Genomic DNA, 22047 nt, shown 5'->3' on the forward strand with positions numbered 1-22047 from the left:
CGACGGCCTACCGCGGGACCGGGACCGAGGCCAGCGCGGAGGCCAGCACCTGTGCCACGTCGACGCCCTCGAGCTCGGCCTCCGGACGCAGCCCGAGCCGGTGCACGAGCGTGGCGTGGGCGAGCGCCTTCACGTCGTCGGGGGTGACGAAGTCGCGGCCCGACAGCCACGCCCACGCGCGGGCGGCGCGGAGCAGCGCGGTGGCGCCGCGGGGGCTGACGCCGAGCGAGAGCGACGGCGACTCGCGCGTGGCCCGCGCGATGTCGACGATGTAGGCGGCCATCTCGGGGCTGACCTGCACCCCGCGGACGGCGCGCTGGCCGGCCTCGATGTCGGCGGCACCCGCGACGGCACGGACGCCGGCGGCCGCGACGTCGCGCGGGTCGAACCCGCCGGCGTGCCGGTTGAGGATCTCGATCTCGGCGTCGCGGGCCGGGATCGGCAGCACCACCTTGAGCAGGAACCGGTCGAGCTGCGCCTCGGGGAGCGGGTAGGTGCCCTCGTACTCCACGGGGTTCTGGGTCGCGGCCACGAGGAACGGCTTCGGCAGCGGGTGCGTCACGCCGTCGACGGAGACCTGGCCCTCCTCCATCGCCTCGAGCAGCGCCGACTGCGTCTTGGGCGGCGTCCGGTTGATCTCGTCGGCCAGCAGCAGGTTGGTGAAGACCGGGCCGCCGCGGAACGACAGCTCACCGGCGTGCGAGTCGATGACCATCGAGCCGGTGATGTCGCCGGGCATCAGGTCGGGGGTGAACTGCACCCGCCGGGTCTCCACCGACAACGACGCCGCGAGGGTGCGCACGAGCAGCGTCTTCGCGGTGCCGGGCACGCCCTCCATCAGCACGTGCCCGCCGCAGAGCATCGCCACGAGCAGGCCCGAGACGGCGGCGTCCTGGCCGACGACGGCCTTGGCGACCTCGTGGCGGACGGCGACCAGGCGGGCCCGCGCGTCGGCGTCCGGGCGGTCCGGGGGACCGTCGGGTCGGTCGTCCGGCTTGTCGAGCGACATCTCGGTCATGAACGGCGTACCTCTTCCTCGAGGGCGGTCAGGGCGTGGGCGAGGGCGATCAGGTCACGGTCGGTGCCGGGCACGGGTCCGCCGGAGCCGACCAGGGCGGCGAGGTCGGCCTCGTGCCGCCCGACGTGGCGGGCGAGGTCGCGCACCAGGGCGGCCTCGTCGGTGCCGGCCCCGAGCCCGAGCCGGTCCCGGGCCCGGGACCGGGTGGCGGCCCGCAGCGCCCCGGCGGCGTGCGCCCGGTCGCCGGCGCGGCGGTAGAGCCGGCCCCGGCTCCGGGTGGTCTCGATGGCCTTGACCGCCACGGGCATCGGCTCGATCGCCAGCGGCCCGAGGCGGCGTCCGCGCCAGAAGATCAGCCCGACGACGGCGAGGACGACGACGGCGAGGCCGGGACGGATCCAGTCGGGCACCAGCGACCAGACGTCGACGCCGTCGTCGCCGGTGAGGTCGTCGTACGACGCGACGTACCAGACGAGGCGGTCGTCCTGGCCGAGCATCCGCAGCGCGACGGCGGCGTTGTCGGCGCGGGTCACCTGGTCGTTGGTGACCAGGTCGCCGGCGCCGAGGAGCACGAGGTCGTCGGTCACGCCGAGCGCGCCGTCGAAGCAGGACGTCGCCCCGGGCACGCCGACGCCCCGGTCGACCTCGATCTCGAGCCCGGCGTAGAGCGGGTCGTAGCAGTCGGCCGGGACGACGTCCTCGGTGTCGAGGGGGGTGACCGACCCGCCCGTGCCCAGCAGGGCGAGCAGCTCGGGGCCGGGCTCGAGGACGACGACCCGGGCGCCGCGCGCATGGTCGACGAGCCGGTCCACCGTGCTCTCGCCGAGCTGGTCGGCGGAGGTCACCACGACGGTCGTGCCGGCGTCGACCCCGGCCTCGTCGAACGCGTCGGCGGAGCGGACGACCTCGAGGTCGACGCCCTCGTCGTCGAGCACGCCGGCGACGGCCTGGGCGCCCTCGCCGCCGGAGCTGTCGGGGTCGAGGCGGGCGGTGCGCCCGTCGTCGCCCGTGCCCAGCACCAGCACCACGGCCACCGCCGCGGCGAGCGCGGCCACGACGACCAGGGTGCTGCGGTGGCGGCGGCCGAGTCCGGGGCGCGCGGCGGCGACGGTGCTGCTCACCGGGTGCTCACCGGGTGCCCGCCAGCTCGCGGTCGAGGTCGAGGACGGCGACGGCCTGGTCGCGCGTGGCCGGGCGCTCGCCGTACCTGACGGCGTCGAAGAGGTCGGCGCCGGCGGCGGTGCGGTCGCGACGGTCGGGGTAGGTGGAGGCCAGCGCCGCGGCGACCTCGTGGGCGGTGATGCCGGGGGAGTCGTCGAGGCGCCCGCGCTCGACCTGTCGGCGCGCGAGGGCGCGGAAGCCGTCGACGACCGCGTCGGCGTACCGGCCCTCGGCGAGCGCCCGCTCGGCCCGCCCGCGGAGCTCGGCGGCGGTGGCGACCTCGTCGGTGAGGACCGCGCCGACCCGGTCGGGGGCGTGCCGCGCGGTCCCCCGGGCCCGCGCGAGGAGGAGCCCGACCCCGCCGACCAGGCCGACGACGAGCACCGTGATCGCGAACCAGGTGAGCGGGGGCATGCTGCTGGCCCCGTCGATGGCGCCGTCGACGCGTCGGTCGATCCAGTCCAGCAGGCGCTGGAGCAGGTCGTCGTCGTAGTAGTCCGGCTTGGCGAGCTCGGCCTGGAGCAGCCGGCGGGCCTCGTCGGCCGACGGGTCGAGCGGCGGGTCGGCGGCCCGGCCGGCGAGGCCCGCGAGCCCGGTGGACGCGATCACGTGTCGAGGACCCCGGCCTCCCGCATCAGCTCGACGTCGTAGGCCTCCTTGCGCATCCGCTGGTCGAGGTACTGCACCGACGTGACCGCGGCGCTGAACGGGGCGACGAACGCCGTCGACAGCACCTGGGCGATCGCGGTGCCGAGGACGAAGACCAGCGCGCCGTACTCTCCGGCCGCCAGCGACCCGATCTGCGCCACCAGCGAGAACGGGAAGCTCAGCACCTGGGCGGCGGTCCCGGCGATCAGGACGGTGAGCAGCCCGATGCCCAGCGTGCGCCAGAACTGGTCGCGGGTGAGCCGGTAGCCGCGGCCGATGCTGGAGAGGACGCCGAGCCGCTCCAGCATGAGGGCGGGCACCGGCAGGTAGTAGAAGCGGATCCAGAACCAGGTCAGCAGCGCCAGGAACAACGGCACCGACAGCAGCCCGACGACGACGATCACGACGACGTCGGCGAGGACGACCAGCAGCACCCAGAACACGACGTAGACGGCGATGATGACGGTCAGGGCCAGCCCGAGCACGGTGGCCAGCCCGACCAGCCGCCACCGTCGTCCGTGGGTGGCCGCCCAGGCCTCGCCGAGCGAGAGCCGGCGGCCGACCGCCGCCGCCTTCGTCACGTGGGCCACCATCCCGGTCACGAAGATGATGCCGATGCTCTGCAGCACCGAGGCGAGCCCGACGGACCCGTAGGCGACCAGCGTGCCGAGCAGGTCGGTGTCACTGATCTCGCCGGTGCCCGAGGTGTCGAGGGTGAGGCCGACGGTGAAGGTGAGCACGGCGGTGAGCAGCACCGGGATCGCCATGGCGACGGCCGCGACGAGCACGGCGGAGCCGACCGTCGCCTTGGGGTTGAACCGGATGATCCGGAACGAGGCGTCGTAGATCGCGCCGAGCGAGAGCGGGTGCAGGGGCATGGCGCCCGGCTTGTGCGCGGCACCGAGCATCCCCGGCGCCGGCTGCCAACCCGGTTGTCCGCCCGGCTGCCAACCAGGCTGTCCGCCCGGCTGCCAGCCCGGCGGCGGCGGGGGGCCGGCCGGGGCCCCGGGCCGGCCGGGCGCCGGAGCGGCCGGCTGGGCCCAGCGCGCCGGGGCGGGCTCGTTCGGCGGCGGGGCGCCCGGGGGAGGGGGCGAACCGGGGGGAGGGTAGGACTGCTGGTCGGACATGGCTCCTCGACGGGGGTCACGGGTCGACGGGTGCACATCCTGTCAGGAGGTCCGTGGCGTCGGCGGCGGCGCACCGCCGCGGACCGCGACACGCCCGCCCTCGGGGGTGGGGGAGCGCGGGGCCACGCCACGCCGGTGGCGCTCCTTGCCGGCTGCCTGGGGTCGGATTTGGTACGGCCCGAGATGTCTGCCAAGATATCCAGGTTGCTCCGGCGGGTTGCCGGGGTGCGGCATGTCTTGACTACTGAATCGCGTCTCCCAGCGTGGCCCCGAGCGGGCGGCGCACCGGTGACGTGGTGGTGGCAGACACATGGCCGCACCGCACCAGGAGACCCGATTCAGCCGACAGCCTCAGCAGTCGAAGCGCTTCGCCATGTGGGATTCAGATTCTGACCCAGGCGACACGCCCGACCGCGGGGGTGGGACCCGGAGCCAGGACACCCAAGCACGCAGGACGAGCGAGAAGGACGAGCTACCTATGGCGGGACAGAAGATCCGCATCAGGCTCAAGGCCTATGACCACGAGGTGATCGACACCTCGGCGCGCAAGATCGTGGACACCGTCACCCGAACGGGTGCGAAGGTCGCCGGCCCCGTGCCGCTGCCGACCGAGAAGAACGTGTACTGCGTCATCCGCTCGCCCCACAAGTACAAGGACTCGCGCGAGCACTTCGAGATGCGCACCCACAAGCGCCTGATCGACATCATCGACCCCACGCCGAAGACGGTCGACTCGCTGATGCGTCTCGACCTGCCGGCGGGCGTCGACATCGAGATCAAGCTCTGAGTCGGGGAGACACGCCATGACTTTCGAACGCAACGTCAAGGGACTGCTGGGCACCAAGCTCGGCATGACCCAGCTCTGGGACGAGAACAACAAGGTCGTCCCCGTGACCGTGATCGCGGCGAGCACCAACGTCGTGACCCAGGTCCGCCTGCCCGAGCCGGACGGCTACAACGCCATCCAGGTCGGCTACGGCGAGATCGAGGGTCGCAAGATCACCAAGCCGCAGGCCGGACACTTCGACAAGGCCGGCACCACGCCGCGCCGCCACGTCGTCGAGATCCGCACCGCCGACGCGTCCGCCTACACCGTGGGCCAGGAGCTCGCCGCTGACACCTTCGCCGCGGGCGACGTCATCGACGTCACCGGCACCAGCAAGGGCAAGGGCTTCGCGGGCGTCATGAAGCGCCACGGCTTCCACGGCGTGGGCGCCTCGCACGGTGCCCACCGCAACCACCGCAAGCCGGGTTCCATCGGCGCCTGCGCGACCCCCGGTCGTGTCTTCCAGGGCACCCGGATGGCCGGCCACATGGGCACCGAGACGGTCACCACCCAGAACATCACCGTGCACGCGGTCGATGTCGAGAAGGGTCTGATCCTCGTCAAGGGCGCCGTCCCCGGCCCCAAGGGCGGACTGATCATGCTCCGCTCGGCCGCGAAGAAGCAGGAGGCCTGAGCATGGCTAGCGACAACACGGCCAAGGTCGTCACCCCCGAGCTGCCCGCCGCCATCTTCGACGTCGAGGTCAACGTCCCGTTGATCCACCAGGTCGTCGTCGCGCAGCAGGCTGCCGCTCGTCAGGGCACCCACTCGACCAAGCGTCGCGGCGAGGTCCGCGGCGGTGGCCGCAAGCCCTACAAGCAGAAGGGCACCGGCCGCGCCCGTCAGGGCTCGACCCGCGCGCCCCAGTTCGCCGGGGGTGGCGTCGTCCACGGCCCGCACCCGCGCGACTACAGCCAGCGCACCCCCAAGAAGATGAAGGCCGCCGCCCTCCGCGGGGCGCTCTCCGACCGGGCCCGCAACGAGCGGATCCACGTCGTCGAGTCCCTCGTCACCGGTGAGGCCCCCTCGACCAAGGCGGCCCTGGCCGCGCTCACCGGGCTCAGCCCGCGCGTGCGCTTCCTCGTCGTGCTCGAGCGCACCGACGTCGTCACCTGGCTCTCGCTGCGCAACGCGGTCGAGGTCCACATCGTCGCCGTCGACCAGCTCAACACCTACGACGTGCTCGCCGCCGACGACGTGGTCTTCACGCAGGGCTCCTACGACGCCTTCGTGGCCGCCGCGAGCTCGACGTCCGCCACCGTCGTGACCGAGACCGAGGAGGACGACAAGTGAGCACCCTGCACAAGGACCACCGCGACATCCTGATCGCGCCGGTCGTGTCCGAGAAGAGCTACAGCCTCCTCGACGCCAACAAGTACACCTTCCTGGTGCACCCCGAGGCCAACAAGACCGAGATCAAGATCGCGGTCGAGAAGATCTTCAACGTCAAGGTCACCTCGGTGAACACGCTGAACCGCCCGGGCAAGACCCGCCGCACGCGGACCGGCCTCGGCAAGCGCAAGGACACCAAGCGCGCCATCGTCAGCCTCGCCGAGGGCCACCGCATCGACATCTTCGCCGGCCAGGCCTGAGCGGCGAGAGGACCAGATACCCATGGCAATCCGCAAGTACAAGCCGACCACCCCGGGCCGTCGTGGCTCGTCGGTCGCCGACTTCGTCGAGATCACCCGGACCACGCCCGAGAAGTCCCTGACGCGTCCGCTGCCCAAGAAGGGCGGCCGCAACAACCAGGGCCGGATCACCACCCGTCACCAGGGTGGTGGCCACAAGCGTGCCTACCGGATCATCGACTTCCGTCGCTACGACAAGGACGGCGTGCCGGCCAGGGTCGCTCACATCGAGTACGACCCGAACCGCACCGCCCGCATCGCCCTGCTGCACTACTCCGACGGCGAGAAGCGCTACATCGTCGCGCCGAAGGACCTCACCCAGGGCACCCGCGTGGAGTCCGGCCCCACGGCCGACATCAAGCCCGGCAACAACCTGCCGCTGCGCAACATCCCGGTCGGTACGACGATCCACTGCATCGAGCTCCGCCCCGGCGGCGGTGCCAAGATCGCCCGCTCCGCCGGCATCAGCGCCCAGCTCGTCGCCCGTGAGGGCTCGCGCGCCACGGTCCGCATGCCCTCGGGCGAGATGCGCTTCGTCGACGTGCGCTGCCGCGCCACGGTGGGCGAGGTCGGCAACGCCGAGCAGTCCAACATCAACTGGGGCAAGGCCGGCCGCATGCGCTGGAAGGGCAAGCGCCCGACCGTCCGCGGTGTCGTCATGAACCCCGTCGACCACCCGCACGGTGGTGGCGAGGGCAAGACCTCGGGTGGCCGTCACCCGGTGTCCCCCTGGGGCAAGCCCGAGGGTCGCACGCGCAAGCGCAAGGCGAGCGACTCCCAGATCATCCGCCGGCGCAAGTCCGGCAAGAACAAGCGCTGATAGGGAAGTAGACAGATGCCTCGCAGCCTCAAGAAGGGTCCGTTCATCGACGACCACCTTCAGAAGAAGGTGGACGCCGAGAACGCCAAGGGCTCTCACAACGTCATCAAGACCTGGTCGCGTCGTTCGATGATCACCCCGGACTTCATCGGGCACACGATCGCCGTCCACGACGGTCGCAAGCACGTCCCGGTCTTCGTCACCGACTCGATGGTCGGTCACAAGCTGGGCGAGTTCGCGCCCACCCGCACCTACCGCGGGCACGTCAAGGAAGACCGGAAGGGGCGTCGTCGCTGATGTCTACCACCGAGCGTCACCGCGTCAGCGCGCGCCGCGACTCCCTGCTGGGCGACCAGCCGGGTGCCTTCGCGAGTGCCCGCTTCCAGCGGATCACCCCGATGAAGGCCCGCCGTGTCGTCGACATGGTCCGCGGCCTCCCGGTCGACCAGGCCCTGTCGCTGCTGCAGTTCGCACCGCAGGCCGCCTCCGAGACCGTCTACAAGGTCCTCGAGAGCGCCGTCGCCAACGCCGAGACCACCGAGGGCCTCGACGCGAGCGACCTCGTCGTCTCGGTCGCCATGGTCGACGAGGGCCCCACGATGAAGCGGTGGCGGCCGCGTGCGCAGGGTCGTGCGACCCGGATCAACAAGCGCACCAGCCACATCACGCTCGTCGTCCAGCCCGCGTCGGCTCTGAAGAATGGAAGGAGTGCCTGATGGGCCAGAAGATCAACCCGAACGGCTTCCGCCTCGGCATCAGCACCGACCACAAGTCGCGCTGGTACGCCGACAAGCTCTACAAGGCCTACGTCGGCGAGGACGTCGCGATCCGCAAGCTGCTCTCCAAGGGCATGGAGCGGGCCGGCATCTCCAAGGTCGAGATCGAGCGCACCCGTGACCGCGTGCGCGTCGACATCCACACCGCGCGTCCCGGCATCGTCATCGGTCGCCGCGGCGCCGAGGCCGACCGGATCCGTGGCGAGCTCGAGAAGCTGACCGGCAAGCAGGTCCAGCTGAACATCCTCGAGGTCAAGGCGCCCGAGATGGACGCCCAGCTCGTCGCCCAGGGAGTCGCCGAGCAGCTCGCCGGCCGCGTGCAGTTCCGTCGCGCGATGCGCAAGGCGATGCAGACCACGATGCGCTCGGGTGCCAAGGGCATCCGGATCCAGTGCTCGGGTCGGCTCAACGGCGCCGAGATGTCGCGCACCGAGTTCTACCGCGAGGGTCGCGTCCCGCTGCACACGCTGCGTGCCGACATCGACTACGGCTTCTACGAGGCCAAGACCACCTTCGGCCGCATCGGCGTGAAGGTCTGGATCTACAAGGGCGAGGTCGCCGGCACCCGTGCCGAGCGCCAGGCCCAGGCTGCAGCCCGCGCCGGCGTCCCCGGCCGCGGTGGCAGCAACCGCCCGCAGCGTGGCGGCGAGCGCCCGAGCCGTGGCTCGCGCCCGACCCGCGCCGACCGCGACGGTGCTCCGGCCGAGGCTCCGGCCGAGGCGGCCGCCGCGCCGACGACTTCCGGAACGGAGGCCTGACCCATGCTGATGCCTCGCCGCGTCAAGCACCGCAAGCAGCACCACCCCAACCGCCGTGGATCGGCCAAGGGTGGCACGACGCTGGCCTTCGGTGACTTCGGCATCCAGGCGATCGAGGGTCACTACGTGACCAACCGACAGATCGAGTCGGCCCGTATCGCGATGACCCGCCACATCAAGCGTGGTGGCAAGGTCTGGATCAACATCTACCCCGATCGTCCGCTCACCAAGAAGCCCGCCGAGACCCGCATGGGTTCCGGCAAGGGCTCGCCCGAGTGGTGGATCGCCAACGTCAAGCCCGGCCGCGTCATGTTCGAGCTCTCCGGAGTCGACGAGGAGACGGCTCGCGAGGCCATGCGCCGCGCGATCCACAAGCTCCCCATGAAGTGCCGCTTCATCACCCGAGAGGCCGGTGAGTTCTGATGAGCCGCGACACGAAGGCCCACGAGCTCGACGAGCTCAACGACGTCGACCTCGAGTCGAAGCTGCGCGAGTCGAAGGAGGAGCTGTTCAACCTCCGCTTCCAGGCCGCGACCGGCCAGCTCGAGAGCCACGGTCGGCTCCGCACGGTCAAGAAGGACATCGCCCGGATCTACACCGTGGTGCGCGAGCGCGAGCTCGGTATCCGGACCGCCCCGGGCACGAAGGACGAGGCAACCGCATGAGCGACAGCACCAGCACCCCGACGACCGAGGGCCGCAACGCCCGCAAGACCCGTGAGGGTCTCGTCGTCAGCGACAAGATGGACAAGACCGTCGTGGTCGAGGTCGAGGACCGCGTCAAGCACGCGCTCTACGGCAAGGTCATGCGCCGCACCAGCCGGCTCAAGGCCCACGACGAGAACAACGAGTGCGGCACCGGCGACCGGGTCCTGATCATGGAGACCCGTCCGCTGTCGGCCACCAAGCGTTGGCGCCTCGTCCAGGTCCTCGAGAAGGCCAAGTAGTCCCCGAACTTTTCGGCCCTAACAACACCGTTCGGCCAGGCTCGATCCGCCCCGCCCCGGCGGGGGACGGGCGAGAACCAGCTCGACAAGGAGAGAAACAGTGATTCAGCAGGAGTCGCGACTCAAGGTCGCCGACAACACGGGTGCCAAGGAGATCCTCTGCATCCGCGTGCTCGGAGGCTCGGGTCGCCGCTACGCCGGCATCGGTGACGTCATCGTCGCCACCGTCAAGGACGCGATCCCCGGTGGCAACGTCAAGAAGGGCGACGTCGTCAAGGCCGTCATCGTCCGGACCGTCAAGGAGCGCCGTCGCGCCGACGGTTCCTACATCCGCTTCGACGAGAACGCCGCCGTCATCCTCAAGACCGACGGCGAGCCGCGCGGCACGCGCATCTTCGGCCCCGTCGGCCGCGAGCTGCGCGAGAAGCGCTTCATGAAGATCATCTCGCTCGCCCCGGAGGTGCTGTGATGACCAAGAAGGTCGGCAAGATCAACATCAAGAAGGGCGACACCGTCAAGGTGATCGCCGGCAAGGACAAGGGCGCCGAGGGCAAGGTCATCAAGGTGCTCCGCGAGGAGGACCGCGTGATCGTCGAGGGTGTCAACCGCGTCAAGCGGCACACCAAGGTCGTCAACCAGGGCGGCCGCGGCGGCAACACCGGCGGCATCATCACCGTCGAGGCCCCGATCCACGTCTCGAACGTCATGCTCGTCGACGGTGACGGCGTCACCCGCATCGGCTTCCGCCGCGACGAGGTCACCAAGCGTCGTCCCGACGGGTCGACCTACCTCGGTGAGCGCAGCGTCCGCATCTCGCGCAAGACCGGCAAGGAGATCTGAGAATGACTGAGGGAGCAGTGGCCGAGAAGGTCACCCCGCGTCTCAAGACGCGCTACCGCGAGGAGATCCTCCCGACGCTCAAGTCGGAGTTCGAGATCGCGAACGTCATGCAGGTCCCCGGCCTGGTCAAGATCGTCGTCAACATGGGCGTCGGCGAGGCCGCGCGCGACTCGAAGCTGATCGAGGGCGCGGTCCGCGACCTCACCGCGATCACCGGCCAGAAGCCGGCCGTGACGAAGGCCCGCAAGTCCATCGCCCAGTTCAAGCTGCGCGAGGGCATGCCGATCGGCTGCCACGTCACCCTGCGCGGTGACCGCATGTGGGAGTTCCTCGACCGCCTCCTGTCGCTCGCGCTGCCGCGCATCCGCGACTTCCGTGGTCTGAACCCGGGCCAGTTCGACGGCAACGGCAACTACACGTTCGGCCTGACCGAGCAGGTCATGTTCCACGAGATCGACCAGGACAAGGTCGACCGCCAGCGCGGCATGGACATCACCATCGTCACGACGGCCACCACCAACGACCAGGGTCGCGCGCTGCTCAAGCAGCTCGGCTTCCCCTTCAAGGAGAACTGACATGGCGAAGACCTCGCTCAAGGTCAAGGCCGCGCGCAAGCCGAAGTTCGCCGTCCGCGGCTACACCCGCTGCCAGCGCTGCGGCCGCCCGAAGGCCGTCTACAGGAAGTTCGGCCTGTGCCGGATCTGCCTGCGCGAGATGGCTCACCGCGGCGAGCTGCCCGGCGTCACCAAGTCCTCCTGGTGAACCTCACCACCACCAACCGCTGAAGGTCCCGCCGCACCGCGGGAAACCACAGAAGAGAGAGAACACGCTTCCATGACGATGACTGACCCGATCGCAGACATGCTCACGCGTCTGCGCAACGCCAACCAGGCGTTCCACGACGAGGTCTCCATGCCCTACAGCAAGCTCAAGCAGGGCGTCGCGGAGATCCTCAAGCAGGAGGGCTACATCGCCTCCTTCGACGTGACCGACAACGAGGGCCCCGGCCAGACGCTGACGATCACCCTCAAGTACGGCCGCAACCGCGAGCGCTCGCTCGCCGGCGTCCGCCGCATCAGCAAGCCCGGCCTGCGCGTCTACGCCAAGCACACGGGCCTGCCCAAGGTGCTCGGCGGACTCGGCGTGGCGATCATCTCGACCAGCCAGGGCCTGCTCACCGACCGCCAGGCCAACCAGAAGGGCGTGGGCGGAGAAGTCCTCGCCTACGTCTGGTGACCGGCACCAACGACTGACCGAAAAGGAGAACGAACAGCATGTCGCGTATTGGCAAGCTCCCCGTCGCGGTCCCGTCCGGTGTCGACGTGGCTATCAACGGCCCGCTCGTGACCGTCAAGGGCCCCAAGGGCACCCTGTCGCACACCGTCGCCGCACCGATCGTGGTCGAGAAGGGTGACGACGGCGTCCTCGACGTCAAGCGCCCCGACGACGAGCGCATCAGCAAGTCCCTCCACGGGCTGACCCGCACGCTGGTCAACAACATGGTCGTGGGCGTCACCGACGGCTACGAGAAGAAGCTCGAGATCGTCGGCGTGGGTTACCGCGTCCTGTCGAAGGGCCCGACGCAGCTGGAGTTCCAGCTCGGCTACTCGCACCCGATCATCTTCGACGCGCCCGAGGGCATCACCTTCACCGTCGAGAGCCCCACCAAGCTCGGCGTGGTGGGCATCGACAAGCAGCTGGTCGGCGAGATCGCCGCCAACATCCGCAAGCTTCGCAAGCCCGAGCCCTACAAGGGCAAGGGTGTCCGGTACTCCGGCGAGCACATCCGCCGCAAGGTCGGAAAGGCTGGTAAGTAGCACATGGCCATCAAGATCAAGCAGCAGAAGCACGCCTCCAAGCGTCTGCAGTCGCGGCTGAAGCGTCAGGTCCGCGGTCGCAAGAGGATCAGCGGCACCGACGAGCGCCCGCGCCTGGTCGTGACGCGTTCGACCAAGCACATCACCGTCCAGGTCGTCGACGACCTGGTCGGCAAGACCCTCGTGTCTGCCTCCTCCATGGAGGCCGACCTCCGGTCCCTCGACGGCGACAAGACCGCCAAGGCGACCCGGGTCGGTGAGCTCGTGGCCGAGCGCGCCAAGGCCCAGGGCGTCGACGCCGTGGTCTTCGACCGCGCCGGCAACAAGTACCACGGCCGGATCGCGGCCCTGGCTGACGGGGCCCGCTCCGGCGGACTCACGTTCTAGCCAGCGACCAACACCTACAGGGAGTAGAGACTCATGAGTGGACCGCAGCGCGGACAGCGCGGTGGCGGCGACCGTCAGGGCCGTGGGCGCGACGGTGGTCGTGGCCAGGGCGCTGAGAAGAGCCAGTACCTCGAGCGCGTCGTCGCCATCAATCGCGTCGCCAAGGTCGTCAAGGGTGGTCGGCGCTTCAGCTTCACCGCCCTCGTCGTCGTCGGTGACGGCGACGGCATGGTCGGCGTCGGCTACGGCAAGGCCAAGGAGGTGCCCGCGGCGATCGCCAAGGGCGTCGAGGAGGCCAAGAAGGCCTTCTTCCGGGTTCCCCGGATCCAGGGCACCATCCCTCACCCGGTGCAGGGCGAGAAGGCGGCTGGCGTCGTCTTCCTCCGTCCGGCCTCGCCCGGTACCGGCGTCATCGCCGGTGGCCCCGTGCGCGCGGTCCTCGAGTGCGCCGGCATCCACGACGTGCTGAGCAAGTCGCTCGGGTCGTCGAACCAGATCAACATCGTGCACGCGACCGTCGAGGCGCTGCGCATGCTCGAGCAGCCCGAGGCCGTCGCGGCCCGTCGTGGCCTGCCGGTCGAGCACGTCGCCCCGGCGGCGCTGCTCAAGGCCCAGGCCGAGGGCAGGCAGGAGGCGGCCGACGCCGCCGCCGCAGGGGTGAGCCACTGATGGCGCAGCTCAAGATCCAGCAGAACAAGTCCACCATCGGGTGCAAGGCCAACCAGCGCGAGACCGTGCGCTCGCTCGGCCTGAAGCGCATCGGTGACGTGGTCGTCAAGGAGGACCGTCCGGAGATCCGGGGCATGGTCCACACCGTCCGTCACCTGGTGACGGTCGAGGAGGTCGAGTGACATGACGCTCAAGCTGCACCACCTGCGCCCGGCTCCGGGCGCCAAGAAGGCCAAGACCCGCGTCGGGCGCGGTGAGGGCTCCAAGGGCAAGACCTCGGGTCGCGGCACCAAGGGCACCAAGGCCCGCTACCAGGTGCCGGTCGCGTTCGAGGGTGGGCAGATGCCCATCCACATGCGTCTGCCCAAGCTGAAGGGGTTCAGGAACCCCTTCAAGGTCGAGTTCCAGGTCGTCAACCTCGACCGGATCAGCTCGCTCTACCCCGAGGGCGGCGACATCGACGTCGCCTCGCTCGTGGAGCGTGGCGCGGTCCGCAAGGGTCTGCCGGTCAAGGTCCTCGGCCAGGGCGACCTGACCGTCAAGGTCTCGGTCACCGCCCAGGCCTTCTCGGCCTCGGCCAAGGAGAAGATCGAGGCCGCTGGCGGCTCGGTCACCGTGGCCTGAACAACTCTCACGGCTTGGTCAGGGGCGTCCCTCACGTAGGGGCGCCCCTGACGTGCCTGTTAGGCTTCCCCGGGCCCAATGATCGTGCTCCATCACCGGAGCCGCCGGGCCCGGGCCCTCATCTGCTGGAGAAAGAGGAAACGTGCTCGCCGCGTTCGTGAACGCCTTCCGTACCCCGGACCTGCGCAAGAAACTGCTGTTCGTCCTGGCGATCATCGTCGTCTTCCGGGCCGGCTCGCAGATCCCCGCACCCGGGGTGAACGTGGGCAACGTCCAGCAGTGCCTCGGAGACCAGGCCAACAACGAGGGCGTCTACACCCTCATCAACCTGTTCTCAGGTGGAGCGTTGCTCCAGCTGACGGTCTTCGCGCTCGGGATCATGCCCTACATCACCGCCAGCATCATCTTGCAGCTGCTCGTCGTGGTGATCCCACGACTCGAGGCGCTCAAGAAGGAGGGCCAGTCGGGTCAGGGCAAGATCACCCAGTACACCCGGTACCTGACGCTGGGCCTCGCGGTCCTCCAGGCCACCGGCATCGTCGCGCTGGCCCGCTCGGGCAGCCTGCTGCAGTGCGAGCTGCCGCTGCTGCACAGCAACAACCTGTCGACGTTCATCGTCATGGTCGTCACCATGACCGCCGGCACCGCCGTGATCATGTGGCTCGGCGAGCAGATCACCGAGCGCGGCATCGGCAACGGCATGTCGATCCTCATCTTCACCCAGGTCGTCGCGACCTTCCCGGTCGCGCTCTGGCAGGTCGGCAAGACCCAGGGCTGGTGGACCTTCGGCGTGGTGATCGCCATCGGCATGGTCATCGTGGCGGCGGTCATCTTCATCGAGCAGGCGCAGCGCCGGATCCCGGTCCAGTACGCGAGGCGGATGGTCGGGCGCAAGATGTTCGGCGGCTCCTCGACCTACATCCCGCTCAAGGTGAACCAGGCCGGCATCATCCCGGTCATCTTCGCCTCGTCGCTGCTCTACCTGCCGGCCATGGCCGTGCAGTTCCAGCAGAACAACACGAACCCGGCCGGCTGGGTCGGGTGGATCAACGACCACTTCGTGGCCGGCGACCACCCCTTCTACATGGCGACGTACTTCGCCCTGATCATCTTCTTCACCTACTTCTACGTGTCGATCACGTTCAACCCGACCGAGGTTGCCGACAACATGAAGAAGTACGGCGGCTTCATCCCCGGGATCCGGGCGGGCAAGCCGACCGAGGACTACCTGTCCTACGTCCTGTCCCGCATCACGCTGCCCGGAGCGCTGTACCTCGGCATCATCTCGCTCATCCCGCTGATCGCGCTGGTGCTGATCGACGCCAACCAGAACTTCCCGTTCGGTGGCACATCGATCCTCATCATGGTCGGCGTCGCACTCGACACCGTGAAGCAGATCGAGAGCCAGCTCCAGCAGCGCAACTATGAAGGATTCCTGCGCTGATGCGTCTGATCTTGATGGGCCCGCCCGGTGCGGGCAAGGGCACTCAGGCCACCTCGGTCGCCGACCACTTCGGGATCCCGGCGATCTCGACCGGCGACATCTTCCGCGCCAACGTCAGCGCCGGCACCGAGCTCGGCATCGAGGCGAAGCGCTACATGGACGCCGGTGACTACGTCCCCGACGAGGTCACCAACAAGATGGTCCGCAACCGGATCGACGAGCCCGACGCCAAGCCCGGCTTCCTCCTCGACGGCTACCCGCGCACCACCGCGCAGGTCGAGGAGCTCGACGGGATGATCGCCTTCACCGGCCACCAGCTCGACGCGGCCGTGGTGCTGACCGTCGACGCCGACGAGCTGGTCGCCCGGCTGCTGCAGCGGGCCACGACCAGCGGTCGTGCCGACGACACCGAGGACGTCATCCGCAAGCGGCAGGAGCTCTACACCAACGAGACCGCGCCGCTGATCGAGCTGTACCGCGCGCGCGGCATCCTCGTCGAGGTCGACGGCATGGGCACGGTCGACGAGGTCGCGGAGCGCATCTTCGCCGCCCTCGACATCATCCCCGAGTCCTGACCGGTCCCGAGCCGGCGACGGCAGCGACCGGCGCGCGGGGTCGCGGCGCAGGCGTCGGGACCCTGCACGCAACTCCGGAAAGGTAGACGATGGGCTGGCGGGACCGCGGCGTCGAGATCAAGACGCCGGAGCAGATCGCAGCGATGCGCCGCGCCGGCCTGGTGGTCGCGCGCACCCTGGAGCTGGTCACCGACCTGGCCCGACCCGGCCTGACCACCGGTGAGCTCGATGCCGCGGCCGAGGCCCACATCCGTGGTCTGGGCGCCACGCCGTCGTTCCTCGGCTACCACGGCTTCACCGGTTCGCTCTGCGTCTCGGTGAACGACGAGGTCGTGCACGGCATCCCGGGCAGCCGGGTCCTCGCCGACGGCGACCTGGTCTCGATCGACTGCGGCGCGATCGTCGAGGGCTGGCACGGCGACGCCGCGACCACCGTCGCGCTCGGCGAGGTCTCCGAGGAGGTGCGCGCGCTGATGGCGGTCACCGAGGACGCCCTGTGGGCCGGGATCGGTGCGGCGCGACTGGGGGGTCGGGTCACCGACATCTCGCACGCCGTCGAGACGCTGGTCCGCTCCCGTGGCGACTACGGCATCCTCGAGGACTACACCGGCCACGGCATCGGCTCCGAGATGCACCTGCCGCCCGACGTCCCGAACGTCGGCAAGCCGGGCCGCGGTCCGCGGCTGGTGGAGGGCCTGGCCCTCGCCGTGGAGCCGATGGTCACCCTCGGCTCCGCCGAGACCGACCTCCTCGAGGACGACTGGACCGTCGTCAGCCACGACGGCTCCTGGGCCGCCCACTACGAGCACACCTTCACCCTCACCCCCGACGGCGCCTGGGTCCTGACCGCCCTCGACGGCGGCCGCGCCCGCCTCGAGGCCCTCGGCGTCCCCTACGGCGGCGACTGAGCGGGCCGCCTGCTAGCGGACCTGCCAGGGTGGCGGCTCCAGGTTCGCCGAGTCGGCGTTCGCGTCGAGTGTTCGCGCCGACTCGGCGTCGTTCGCCTTCACCTCCGCGCCGACTCGGCGTCGTTCGGCTTCACCTGCGCGCCGACTCGGCGGACTAGGCGGACGCGCTCTCCTGCTCGCGGACGTTGTCGGTGGCGACGTGGGCGGCCTCGTCGAGGACGTCGGCGGCCTGGCGCAGCGCCACGACGTGCTGGGCCGACCAGTCGGACTCGAAGCGGGTGCGGTCCGCGCCGACCCACTCGGTGGTCGCGAGGTGGGCGGTCAGGCGGGTCTCGATGGCGCGGACCCGGTCGGCGACCTCGGCCATCTGCTGGGCGAGGGCCTGGACCCGCTCGGTGTCCATCCCGCGGATCACGACCGCGCTCCCGCCGCCAGGGCCGCGACCCGCGCCCGCACGGAGGCCACGGTCTCGGCGTGGGCCCAGGCCCGCTGGGAGCCGGGCCGGGCCAGGATCGACCACGACCCCTGGGGCCCGGTGAAGAGCCCGGTGAGGTCGGGGCGCTCGAGCGGCGACCCGGTCTCGCGGCGCACCACGAGGACGTCGGCGCGCAGGTAGGCCTGGCCGAGCCGCTCGAGGAGCTCGGAGGGCGCCTCGGAGTCGGGTGCGACGGCGAGCTCGACGTCGTCGCCGGTGCCGTCGGTGGCGGCCGGGTGGACGACGGCACCGAACAGCAGCGCCGGGAGGTCACGGGCATGGCCGAGGGCGAAGCGGTGCAGGCCGTCGGAGCCGACCTCCTCGAGCAGGACGACGTCCTCGACGACGTGGGCGTACCAGAAGTCCTGGGCCGAGGAGGTCGTGCGGCCGACCGCGACGACGGCCGACGCACTCTGCCGCAGCGTCAGCGCCGACAGGACGTCGTTGCGGACCCTCAGGTCGAGCGCGACGTCCCCGACGGCCGCGGGCGCGCCGAGCGCCGCGGTGGCCGCCTCCTGGCTGGGCGGGTCGACGATGCCCCGGGCGACGAGGCCGCGGAACGCGGTGCGCCGGACGGCGTCGCGCTCGGCCTCCGGCACCGCCGACAGGACGGGGGTGACGACGACCCCCTGGTCAGGCAGCAGCACCGACAGCTCCTCGTCGGTGAGGATCTCGAGGGCGATCGTCTGGACCTCGGGCTCGGCCTTGCTCGCCGCGTAGGTGGTGCTCGTCATGCGCCTGCTCCTGCCGGTCGGGAGCCGCCGCCGAGCAGGCCGTGGGCCCACCCCAGCGCCGACTCGTAGCCGCTCGTGACGCCGTCCCACACCCGGCCGGCGGCGTCGCCGACGGCCGTGGTGACGCGGGCGGCGCTGTCCTTGAAGGTGCCCCAGTGGTCGTAGACGTAGTTGCCCGCCGTCCACAGCCCGTATGCCGTGACCGCGACCGCCGCGACGGCCGCGGTGACCGGGGCGGCGGCGACCAGGGCGGCCCCGCCGACGAGCAGGGTCGCCGCGCCGGCGGCCCCGGCGAGCCCGAAGCCCCGCGTGGCCCAGCCCCGCCAGCCGTCGTACCCGCCGCCGGTGAAGACGTCCACGACGCCGGTGACCGCCGTGATCGGGAGGAACGCCTTGCCGAGCAGCCTGCCGAGGGCGGGCAGGCCCAGCTTGCCGAGGAGGCCGCCGGTCCTGCTGCCGTTCATGAACACCTCGAGTGCCTCGACCAGCTTCGCCGAGCCGGCGAGCCTGCCCAGGTTCGACGCGCGCAGCAGACCGATGAAGTCGAGGAGCGCCTTGGCCTTCATGATCGGCTTCAGCGGCGCGGTGAGGAAGCTCTTGACCGCCATCGCGTCGCGGAAGAACGACAGGACGCCGTACCCGGGCGCCGCGGACCCGCCCGCGCCCGCGCCGCTCGCGTGCTCCTGCTCCTGGGCGTTCTCGGCGAGCAGCCGCCCGGCGGTGGCCAGCGCGTCCGAGACGCCGGTCATCCGCTCCTGGGCGAAGGTGCCCCACTCGTTCTTGCAGCGCTCCGCGTCCGGGCCCTGCCAGTCGTGGGCCGCCTCGATCGACCCGGCGAGCCGGCCGGCCAGGTCGCGCAGCTCCTGCGCGCCAGCGTCGAAGTCGGCCGACAGGCGTTCGAGCGCCTCGACATCGGCGCCGACCAGTCCGACCATCGGCCTCTCCTCACCCCGCGCTGTCCCGTGCCTGGACCTGTGCCGGGACCCGTGCCGTCCCGTGGCTGAACGCTAGGTGGGGCGGGATCACGGCGTCTCTACCGCGGGCGGCGGAGAGTTCCGTTTCGTGCCGTCGGCGACGGCTCAGTCGACGCAGCGCTCGGTGAACGGCGAGGCGTCGGCCCCGCGGATCAGCCGCACCTGCACGCACAGCCGGTCGGGCGACCGGAGCGTCAGCCGCCGCTCGGTCGTGCGAGCGCCGTCGCCGGAGTCGGTGCGCCGCCACTCCCAGGTGTCGCCGTCCACCGGCTCGTCGGGCGAGCGCCAGGTGAAGGTGACCTGCGCGCCCTGCCGCTTCCCGGACACCTCGGGCGGCAGCTGCGGCGAGCCCGGCTCGAGCGGCGCCGGCGTCCGCGTGCTCGGGTCGACCGTCGGCGGGGGGTCCTCCTCGCCGCCGCCGCGCAGGGCGAGGACGGCGACCACCGCGGCCACGACGAGGACTCCGAGGACGCCCCAGACCACGGCGCCGCGCGACCCGCGCCCCGGGTCCACGGTCGCCCTGCTGTCGGACTCGATCCGCGCCGCGCGTGGACCGGAGGCCGGGATGACGGTGACCGGCTTGACGTACGTCGCGTCGGTGTCGCCGTCCGCCACGACGGCGCGGCCGGTCCCCGGCGCCGGGCGGTCGCCCTCGACCGCGACCGGGGTGCGGGCGTAGCCCGCCTGCTGCTCGATCCGCTGCAGCGACCGCGCCAGGTCGATCGCCGAGGGGGGCCGGTGCTCCGGCACCTTGGCCAGGCACTGCGCGAGCAGCGCCTCGAGGGCCGCGGGCGTGTCGGGGCGACCGGTCGGCGGGGCGGGGGTGTGCAGGATCCGGGTCGACAGCGCCCGCGGGGTGTTGTCGCCGTGCAGGATCGCGAACGGCGAGCGGCCGGTCAGCAGGTTCCAGATCGTCGCACCGAGCGAGTACACGTCGGAGGCCACCGACCCGTTGGACCGCGCGTCGAGCAGCTCGGGCGGGGCCCACGGGTAGGAGATCCGCACCTCCTCGTCGCCGCCGACGTCGGCCAGGTGGCCGGCGATGCCGAAGTCGGTCAGCGCGGGCTCGTGGTAGCTGGTGACCAGCACGTTGCTCGGCTTGATGTCGCGGTGCACGATCCCGGCCCGGTGGGCGGTCTCGACCGCGCTGGCCAGCTTGATTCCGGTGCTCACGGCGTCCGCCACCGACATCGGAGCCTGTCGGACCCGGACCCCCAGGTCGGGCGGCGGGCAGTAGCGCATCACCAGGTAGGGGCGCCCGTCGCCGGTCGTGCCGGCGGTGATCACCGAGACGATGTAGGGGTGGTCGGCGAGGGTCGCCATCGCGTTCGCCTCGGCGGTGAACAGGCTCTTCTCGCGCCCGGTCAGCGCCACGTCGGCCCGGACGACCTTGACCGCCACCCGCTGCTGGGGCCACTGCTGCTCGTAGAGGAAGACGTCGGCGAAGCCCCCGGTGCCGAGGTGCTGCAGGAACGTGTAGCCGGGGATCTGGGGCGCGCCGCTCATGCGGGGTCCCTGTGGCGTCGTCCGGTGGAGGAGCGCAGCGGGGGAGCCGGAGGACGTCGTGGGGTGCTCATGCGGGGTCCCTGTGGCGTCGTCCGGTGGAGGAGCGCAGCGGGGGAGCCGGAGGACGTCGTGGGGTGCTCATGCGGTGACCTCGTAGACGATCTCGTAGCTGTCGGCCAGGTCGAGCACCTGGCCCGGCTCCCACACGTAGGTCTCGTGGGCGCGGACCCGCTGCGGCACCCGGCCGGGCACCCGCAGCGTCGTGCCGCCGCGCGAGCCGAGGTCGGTGGCCAGCACCATCCAGCCGTCGAGCGCCACCGACAGGTGCGACCGGGACACGAGGGTCACCTCGGCCGGCAGTCGCACCAGGTGCGGCCACCGCGGTCCGCCCGGCACCGGCGTCGGCTGCCGGCCGAGCACGACGCCCCGGTCGAGAGGCACCCGCTCGCCGTCGGGCAGGTGCAGGACGCCGAGCCGCGGGCGCGGCATCCGCTGCGGCTCCTGCGGGCCGACCGGGGCGTCGCAGACCCGGCACTGCGGGCGGTAGGCGGCCGTCACGTGGCCCTCGGGGCAGTGCACGGCGAGCACCGTCTCGGCCGTGGACTGCTGCAGGTGGCTGCCGGACGGGGTCGGGTCGCGGCCGACGTCCTCGGGCCGGTAGGTCGTGCGGCCGTCGTGGTCGCTGTCGATCGGGCCCGCACCGGGGCCCGCCGGGGGAGGGGGTGGCGGACCCGAGGCGCCGCGCCGCACGGTGTGACCCCCGGGCTCGGCCCTGCGTCGTCCGGCCCCGGCGGGCGGCTCGTCGGTGTCGACCGGCCCGAGCGCGGGCGGGGGAGCCGGCGGCGCGGTCGGCGGCGGCGTCGGTGGGACCGGTCGCGAGGCGAGGATCTCCGGCGGGATCCCGTCGATCAGCCCGGCAGCCTGCCCGGCAGCCGGGCCGGCGACGGGCCCGGGCCCGGGAGCCGCGGACGACGGGAGCCCGGACCCCGGCACGAGCACGACCGCGGCGGCCGCGACCACCCCCCCGACCAGCCGGCGCGCCGGTGTCGGCGCGTCGGCGTCGACCGGCCCGAGCGCGAGGGTGTGGACCCCGTCGACGGTGGTGTGCCGCCCCGAGCCGCGGGTCGCCGACGTCTCGGCGCCGGGGGTCAGGTCGACGAGCACGAGGGCGGCGTCGGGCCCGCACGCCGCGGCGACGACGTCGAGCACGGCCGCGCTCGCGACGCGCGGTCCGGTCACCAGGTCCCACAGGGCGTCGGTGGTCTCGGCGTCGGGGACGGCGTCCAGCAGCAGCCACCGGCGTCCCGCGCCGAGGACGAGCCCCTCGCCGGGGGTGTAGGACGCCTGCACCCGGGCATTCTCACGCAGTCGCACCCGAGTTGT

The 22047-nt window shown here is 71.4% G+C and carries 33 protein-coding genes; 24 read left to right on the forward strand and 9 right to left on the reverse strand.

Features of this window, described 5'->3' with window-relative positions; translation table 11 throughout:
- Positions 1-7: 7 nt before the first annotated feature.
- The 4 genes from E4623_RS13030 to E4623_RS13045 are packed head-to-tail and all read right to left on the reverse strand — an operon-like array spanning position 8 to position 3705.
- A complete protein-coding gene (locus E4623_RS13030; protein WP_134767143.1) occupies positions 8-1009 on the reverse strand; it encodes a MoxR family ATPase in 1002 nt (333 codons plus the stop codon).
- Between the two features lie 5 nt (positions 1010-1014).
- On the reverse strand, positions 1015-2139 hold the full coding sequence (locus E4623_RS13035; RefSeq protein WP_134766939.1) for a DUF4350 domain-containing protein: 1125 nt from the start codon (positions 2137-2139) through the stop codon (positions 1015-1017).
- A gap of 7 nt (positions 2140-2146) precedes the next feature.
- Positions 2147-2788 (reverse strand): DUF4129 domain-containing protein, encoded by a 642-nt coding sequence (locus E4623_RS13040; protein ID WP_134766940.1) that lies wholly within the window; start codon positions 2786-2788, stop codon positions 2147-2149.
- Positions 2785-3705, reverse strand: a complete 921-nt coding sequence (locus E4623_RS13045; protein WP_134766941.1) for a hypothetical protein — start codon at positions 3703-3705, stop codon at positions 2785-2787. The genes E4623_RS13040 and E4623_RS13045 overlap by 4 nt, the downstream gene beginning before the upstream one ends.
- Before the next feature lie 727 nt (positions 3706-4432).
- Between E4623_RS13045 and rpsJ the strand changes: the two genes are divergently transcribed.
- From rpsJ to map, 24 genes are all read left to right on the forward strand, one after another.
- Positions 4433-4741: a 30S ribosomal protein S10 gene (gene rpsJ, locus E4623_RS13050; protein WP_008360994.1), complete on the forward strand. Its 309-nt coding sequence runs from the start codon at positions 4433-4435 to the stop codon at positions 4739-4741.
- 16 nt (positions 4742-4757) lie between these two features.
- Positions 4758-5414, forward strand: a complete 657-nt coding sequence (gene rplC / locus E4623_RS13055) for a 50S ribosomal protein L3 (protein WP_134766942.1) — start codon at positions 4758-4760, stop codon at positions 5412-5414.
- A gap of 2 nt (positions 5415-5416) precedes the next feature.
- Positions 5417-6073 (forward strand): 50S ribosomal protein L4, encoded by a 657-nt coding sequence (gene rplD / locus E4623_RS13060; protein WP_134766943.1) that lies wholly within the window; start codon positions 5417-5419, stop codon positions 6071-6073.
- Entirely contained in the window at positions 6070-6372 is a 303-nt protein-coding gene (gene rplW, locus E4623_RS13065) for a 50S ribosomal protein L23 (RefSeq protein WP_134766944.1), read from the forward strand. The genes rplD and rplW overlap by 4 nt, the downstream gene beginning before the upstream one ends.
- A gap of 22 nt (positions 6373-6394) precedes the next feature.
- Complete coding sequence (rplB, locus tag E4623_RS13070; protein WP_134766945.1) at positions 6395-7231, forward strand: 50S ribosomal protein L2; 837 nt, start codon at positions 6395-6397, stop codon at positions 7229-7231.
- Positions 7232-7246: 15 nt separating this feature from the next.
- Positions 7247-7528: a 30S ribosomal protein S19 gene (rpsS, locus tag E4623_RS13075; protein WP_134766946.1), complete on the forward strand. Its 282-nt coding sequence runs from the start codon at positions 7247-7249 to the stop codon at positions 7526-7528.
- On the forward strand, positions 7528-7947 hold the full coding sequence (gene rplV, locus E4623_RS13080; RefSeq protein ID WP_134766947.1) for a 50S ribosomal protein L22: 420 nt from the start codon (positions 7528-7530) through the stop codon (positions 7945-7947). Before rpsS ends, rplV begins: the two co-directional genes overlap by 1 nt.
- A complete protein-coding gene (rpsC, locus tag E4623_RS13085; protein WP_134766948.1) occupies positions 7947-8765 on the forward strand; it encodes a 30S ribosomal protein S3 in 819 nt (272 codons plus the stop codon). Before rplV ends, rpsC begins: the two co-directional genes overlap by 1 nt.
- 3 nt (positions 8766-8768) lie before the next feature.
- On the forward strand, positions 8769-9188 hold the full coding sequence (gene rplP, locus E4623_RS13090) for a 50S ribosomal protein L16 (RefSeq protein ID WP_134766949.1): 420 nt from the start codon (positions 8769-8771) through the stop codon (positions 9186-9188).
- Complete coding sequence (rpmC, locus tag E4623_RS13095; RefSeq protein WP_134766950.1) at positions 9188-9430, forward strand: 50S ribosomal protein L29; 243 nt, start codon at positions 9188-9190, stop codon at positions 9428-9430. Before rplP ends, rpmC begins: the two co-directional genes overlap by 1 nt.
- Complete coding sequence (rpsQ, locus tag E4623_RS13100; RefSeq protein ID WP_134766951.1) at positions 9427-9711, forward strand: 30S ribosomal protein S17; 285 nt, start codon at positions 9427-9429, stop codon at positions 9709-9711. Before rpmC ends, rpsQ begins: the two co-directional genes overlap by 4 nt.
- A gap of 100 nt (positions 9712-9811) precedes the next feature.
- Entirely contained in the window at positions 9812-10180 is a 369-nt protein-coding gene (gene rplN / locus E4623_RS13105) for a 50S ribosomal protein L14 (RefSeq protein WP_134766952.1), read from the forward strand.
- Positions 10180-10551 carry a 50S ribosomal protein L24 gene (gene rplX, locus E4623_RS13110; protein WP_209020658.1) on the forward strand — a complete coding sequence of 124 codons (372 nt, stop codon included), beginning with the start codon at positions 10180-10182 and terminating at the stop codon, positions 10549-10551. The genes rplN and rplX overlap by 1 nt, the downstream gene beginning before the upstream one ends.
- Positions 10552-10553: 2 nt before the next feature.
- On the forward strand, positions 10554-11126 hold the full coding sequence (gene rplE, locus E4623_RS13115; protein ID WP_134766953.1) for a 50S ribosomal protein L5: 573 nt from the start codon (positions 10554-10556) through the stop codon (positions 11124-11126).
- Between the two features lies 1 nt (position 11127).
- The gene (locus E4623_RS13120) at positions 11128-11313 is read left to right on the forward strand and encodes a type Z 30S ribosomal protein S14 (RefSeq protein WP_010831721.1); all 186 of its coding nucleotides are present in this window, start codon (positions 11128-11130) and stop codon (positions 11311-11313) included.
- 72 nt (positions 11314-11385) lie between these two features.
- A complete protein-coding gene (gene rpsH, locus E4623_RS13125; protein WP_134766954.1) occupies positions 11386-11787 on the forward strand; it encodes a 30S ribosomal protein S8 in 402 nt (133 codons plus the stop codon).
- A 38-nt stretch (positions 11788-11825) separates the two neighbouring features.
- Entirely contained in the window at positions 11826-12368 is a 543-nt protein-coding gene (gene rplF / locus E4623_RS13130) for a 50S ribosomal protein L6 (RefSeq protein WP_134766955.1), read from the forward strand.
- A gap of 3 nt (positions 12369-12371) precedes the next feature.
- Entirely contained in the window at positions 12372-12755 is a 384-nt protein-coding gene (rplR, locus tag E4623_RS13135) for a 50S ribosomal protein L18 (RefSeq protein ID WP_134766956.1), read from the forward strand.
- Between the two features lie 33 nt (positions 12756-12788).
- Positions 12789-13424: a 30S ribosomal protein S5 gene (gene rpsE / locus E4623_RS13140; RefSeq protein WP_134766957.1), complete on the forward strand. Its 636-nt coding sequence runs from the start codon at positions 12789-12791 to the stop codon at positions 13422-13424.
- Positions 13424-13606, forward strand: a complete 183-nt coding sequence (rpmD, locus tag E4623_RS13145) for a 50S ribosomal protein L30 (RefSeq protein WP_134766958.1) — start codon at positions 13424-13426, stop codon at positions 13604-13606. The genes rpsE and rpmD overlap by 1 nt, the downstream gene beginning before the upstream one ends.
- 1 nt (position 13607) lies before the next feature.
- The gene (rplO, locus tag E4623_RS13150; protein ID WP_134766959.1) at positions 13608-14048 is read left to right on the forward strand and encodes a 50S ribosomal protein L15; all 441 of its coding nucleotides are present in this window, start codon (positions 13608-13610) and stop codon (positions 14046-14048) included.
- 142 nt (positions 14049-14190) lie between these two features.
- Positions 14191-15492 (forward strand): preprotein translocase subunit SecY, encoded by a 1302-nt coding sequence (secY, locus tag E4623_RS13155; protein ID WP_134766960.1) that lies wholly within the window; start codon positions 14191-14193, stop codon positions 15490-15492.
- Positions 15492-16067, forward strand: coding sequence for an adenylate kinase (locus tag E4623_RS13160; protein WP_134766961.1), 576 nt, complete (start codon positions 15492-15494; stop codon positions 16065-16067). The genes secY and E4623_RS13160 overlap by 1 nt, the downstream gene beginning before the upstream one ends.
- Before the next feature lie 89 nt (positions 16068-16156).
- Positions 16157-16975: a type I methionyl aminopeptidase gene (map, locus tag E4623_RS13165; protein ID WP_134766962.1), complete on the forward strand. Its 819-nt coding sequence runs from the start codon at positions 16157-16159 to the stop codon at positions 16973-16975.
- Between the two features lie 154 nt (positions 16976-17129).
- Here map and E4623_RS13170 read toward each other — a convergent pair whose 3' ends face one another.
- From E4623_RS13170 to E4623_RS13190, 5 genes are all read right to left on the reverse strand, one after another.
- Positions 17130-17390, reverse strand: a complete 261-nt coding sequence (locus E4623_RS13170) for a hypothetical protein (protein ID WP_134766963.1) — start codon at positions 17388-17390, stop codon at positions 17130-17132.
- Complete coding sequence (locus E4623_RS22650) at positions 17387-18184, reverse strand: hypothetical protein (protein WP_167736606.1); 798 nt, start codon at positions 18182-18184, stop codon at positions 17387-17389. Before E4623_RS22650 ends, E4623_RS13170 begins: the two co-directional genes overlap by 4 nt.
- A complete protein-coding gene (locus E4623_RS13180; protein ID WP_134766964.1) occupies positions 18181-19119 on the reverse strand; it encodes a WXG100 family type VII secretion target in 939 nt (312 codons plus the stop codon). The genes E4623_RS22650 and E4623_RS13180 overlap by 4 nt, the downstream gene beginning before the upstream one ends.
- A gap of 144 nt (positions 19120-19263) precedes the next feature.
- Positions 19264-20664, reverse strand: coding sequence for a serine/threonine-protein kinase (locus E4623_RS13185; RefSeq protein ID WP_134766965.1), 1401 nt, complete (start codon positions 20662-20664; stop codon positions 19264-19266).
- 138 nt (positions 20665-20802) lie between these two features.
- A complete protein-coding gene (locus E4623_RS13190; RefSeq protein WP_134766966.1) occupies positions 20803-22014 on the reverse strand; it encodes an FHA domain-containing protein in 1212 nt (403 codons plus the stop codon).
- Positions 22015-22047 lie beyond the last annotated feature (33 nt).

This window comes from Nocardioides sp. 1609 (genome assembly GCF_004522105.1).
Classification (GTDB): domain Bacteria; phylum Actinomycetota; class Actinomycetes; order Propionibacteriales; family Nocardioidaceae; genus Nocardioides.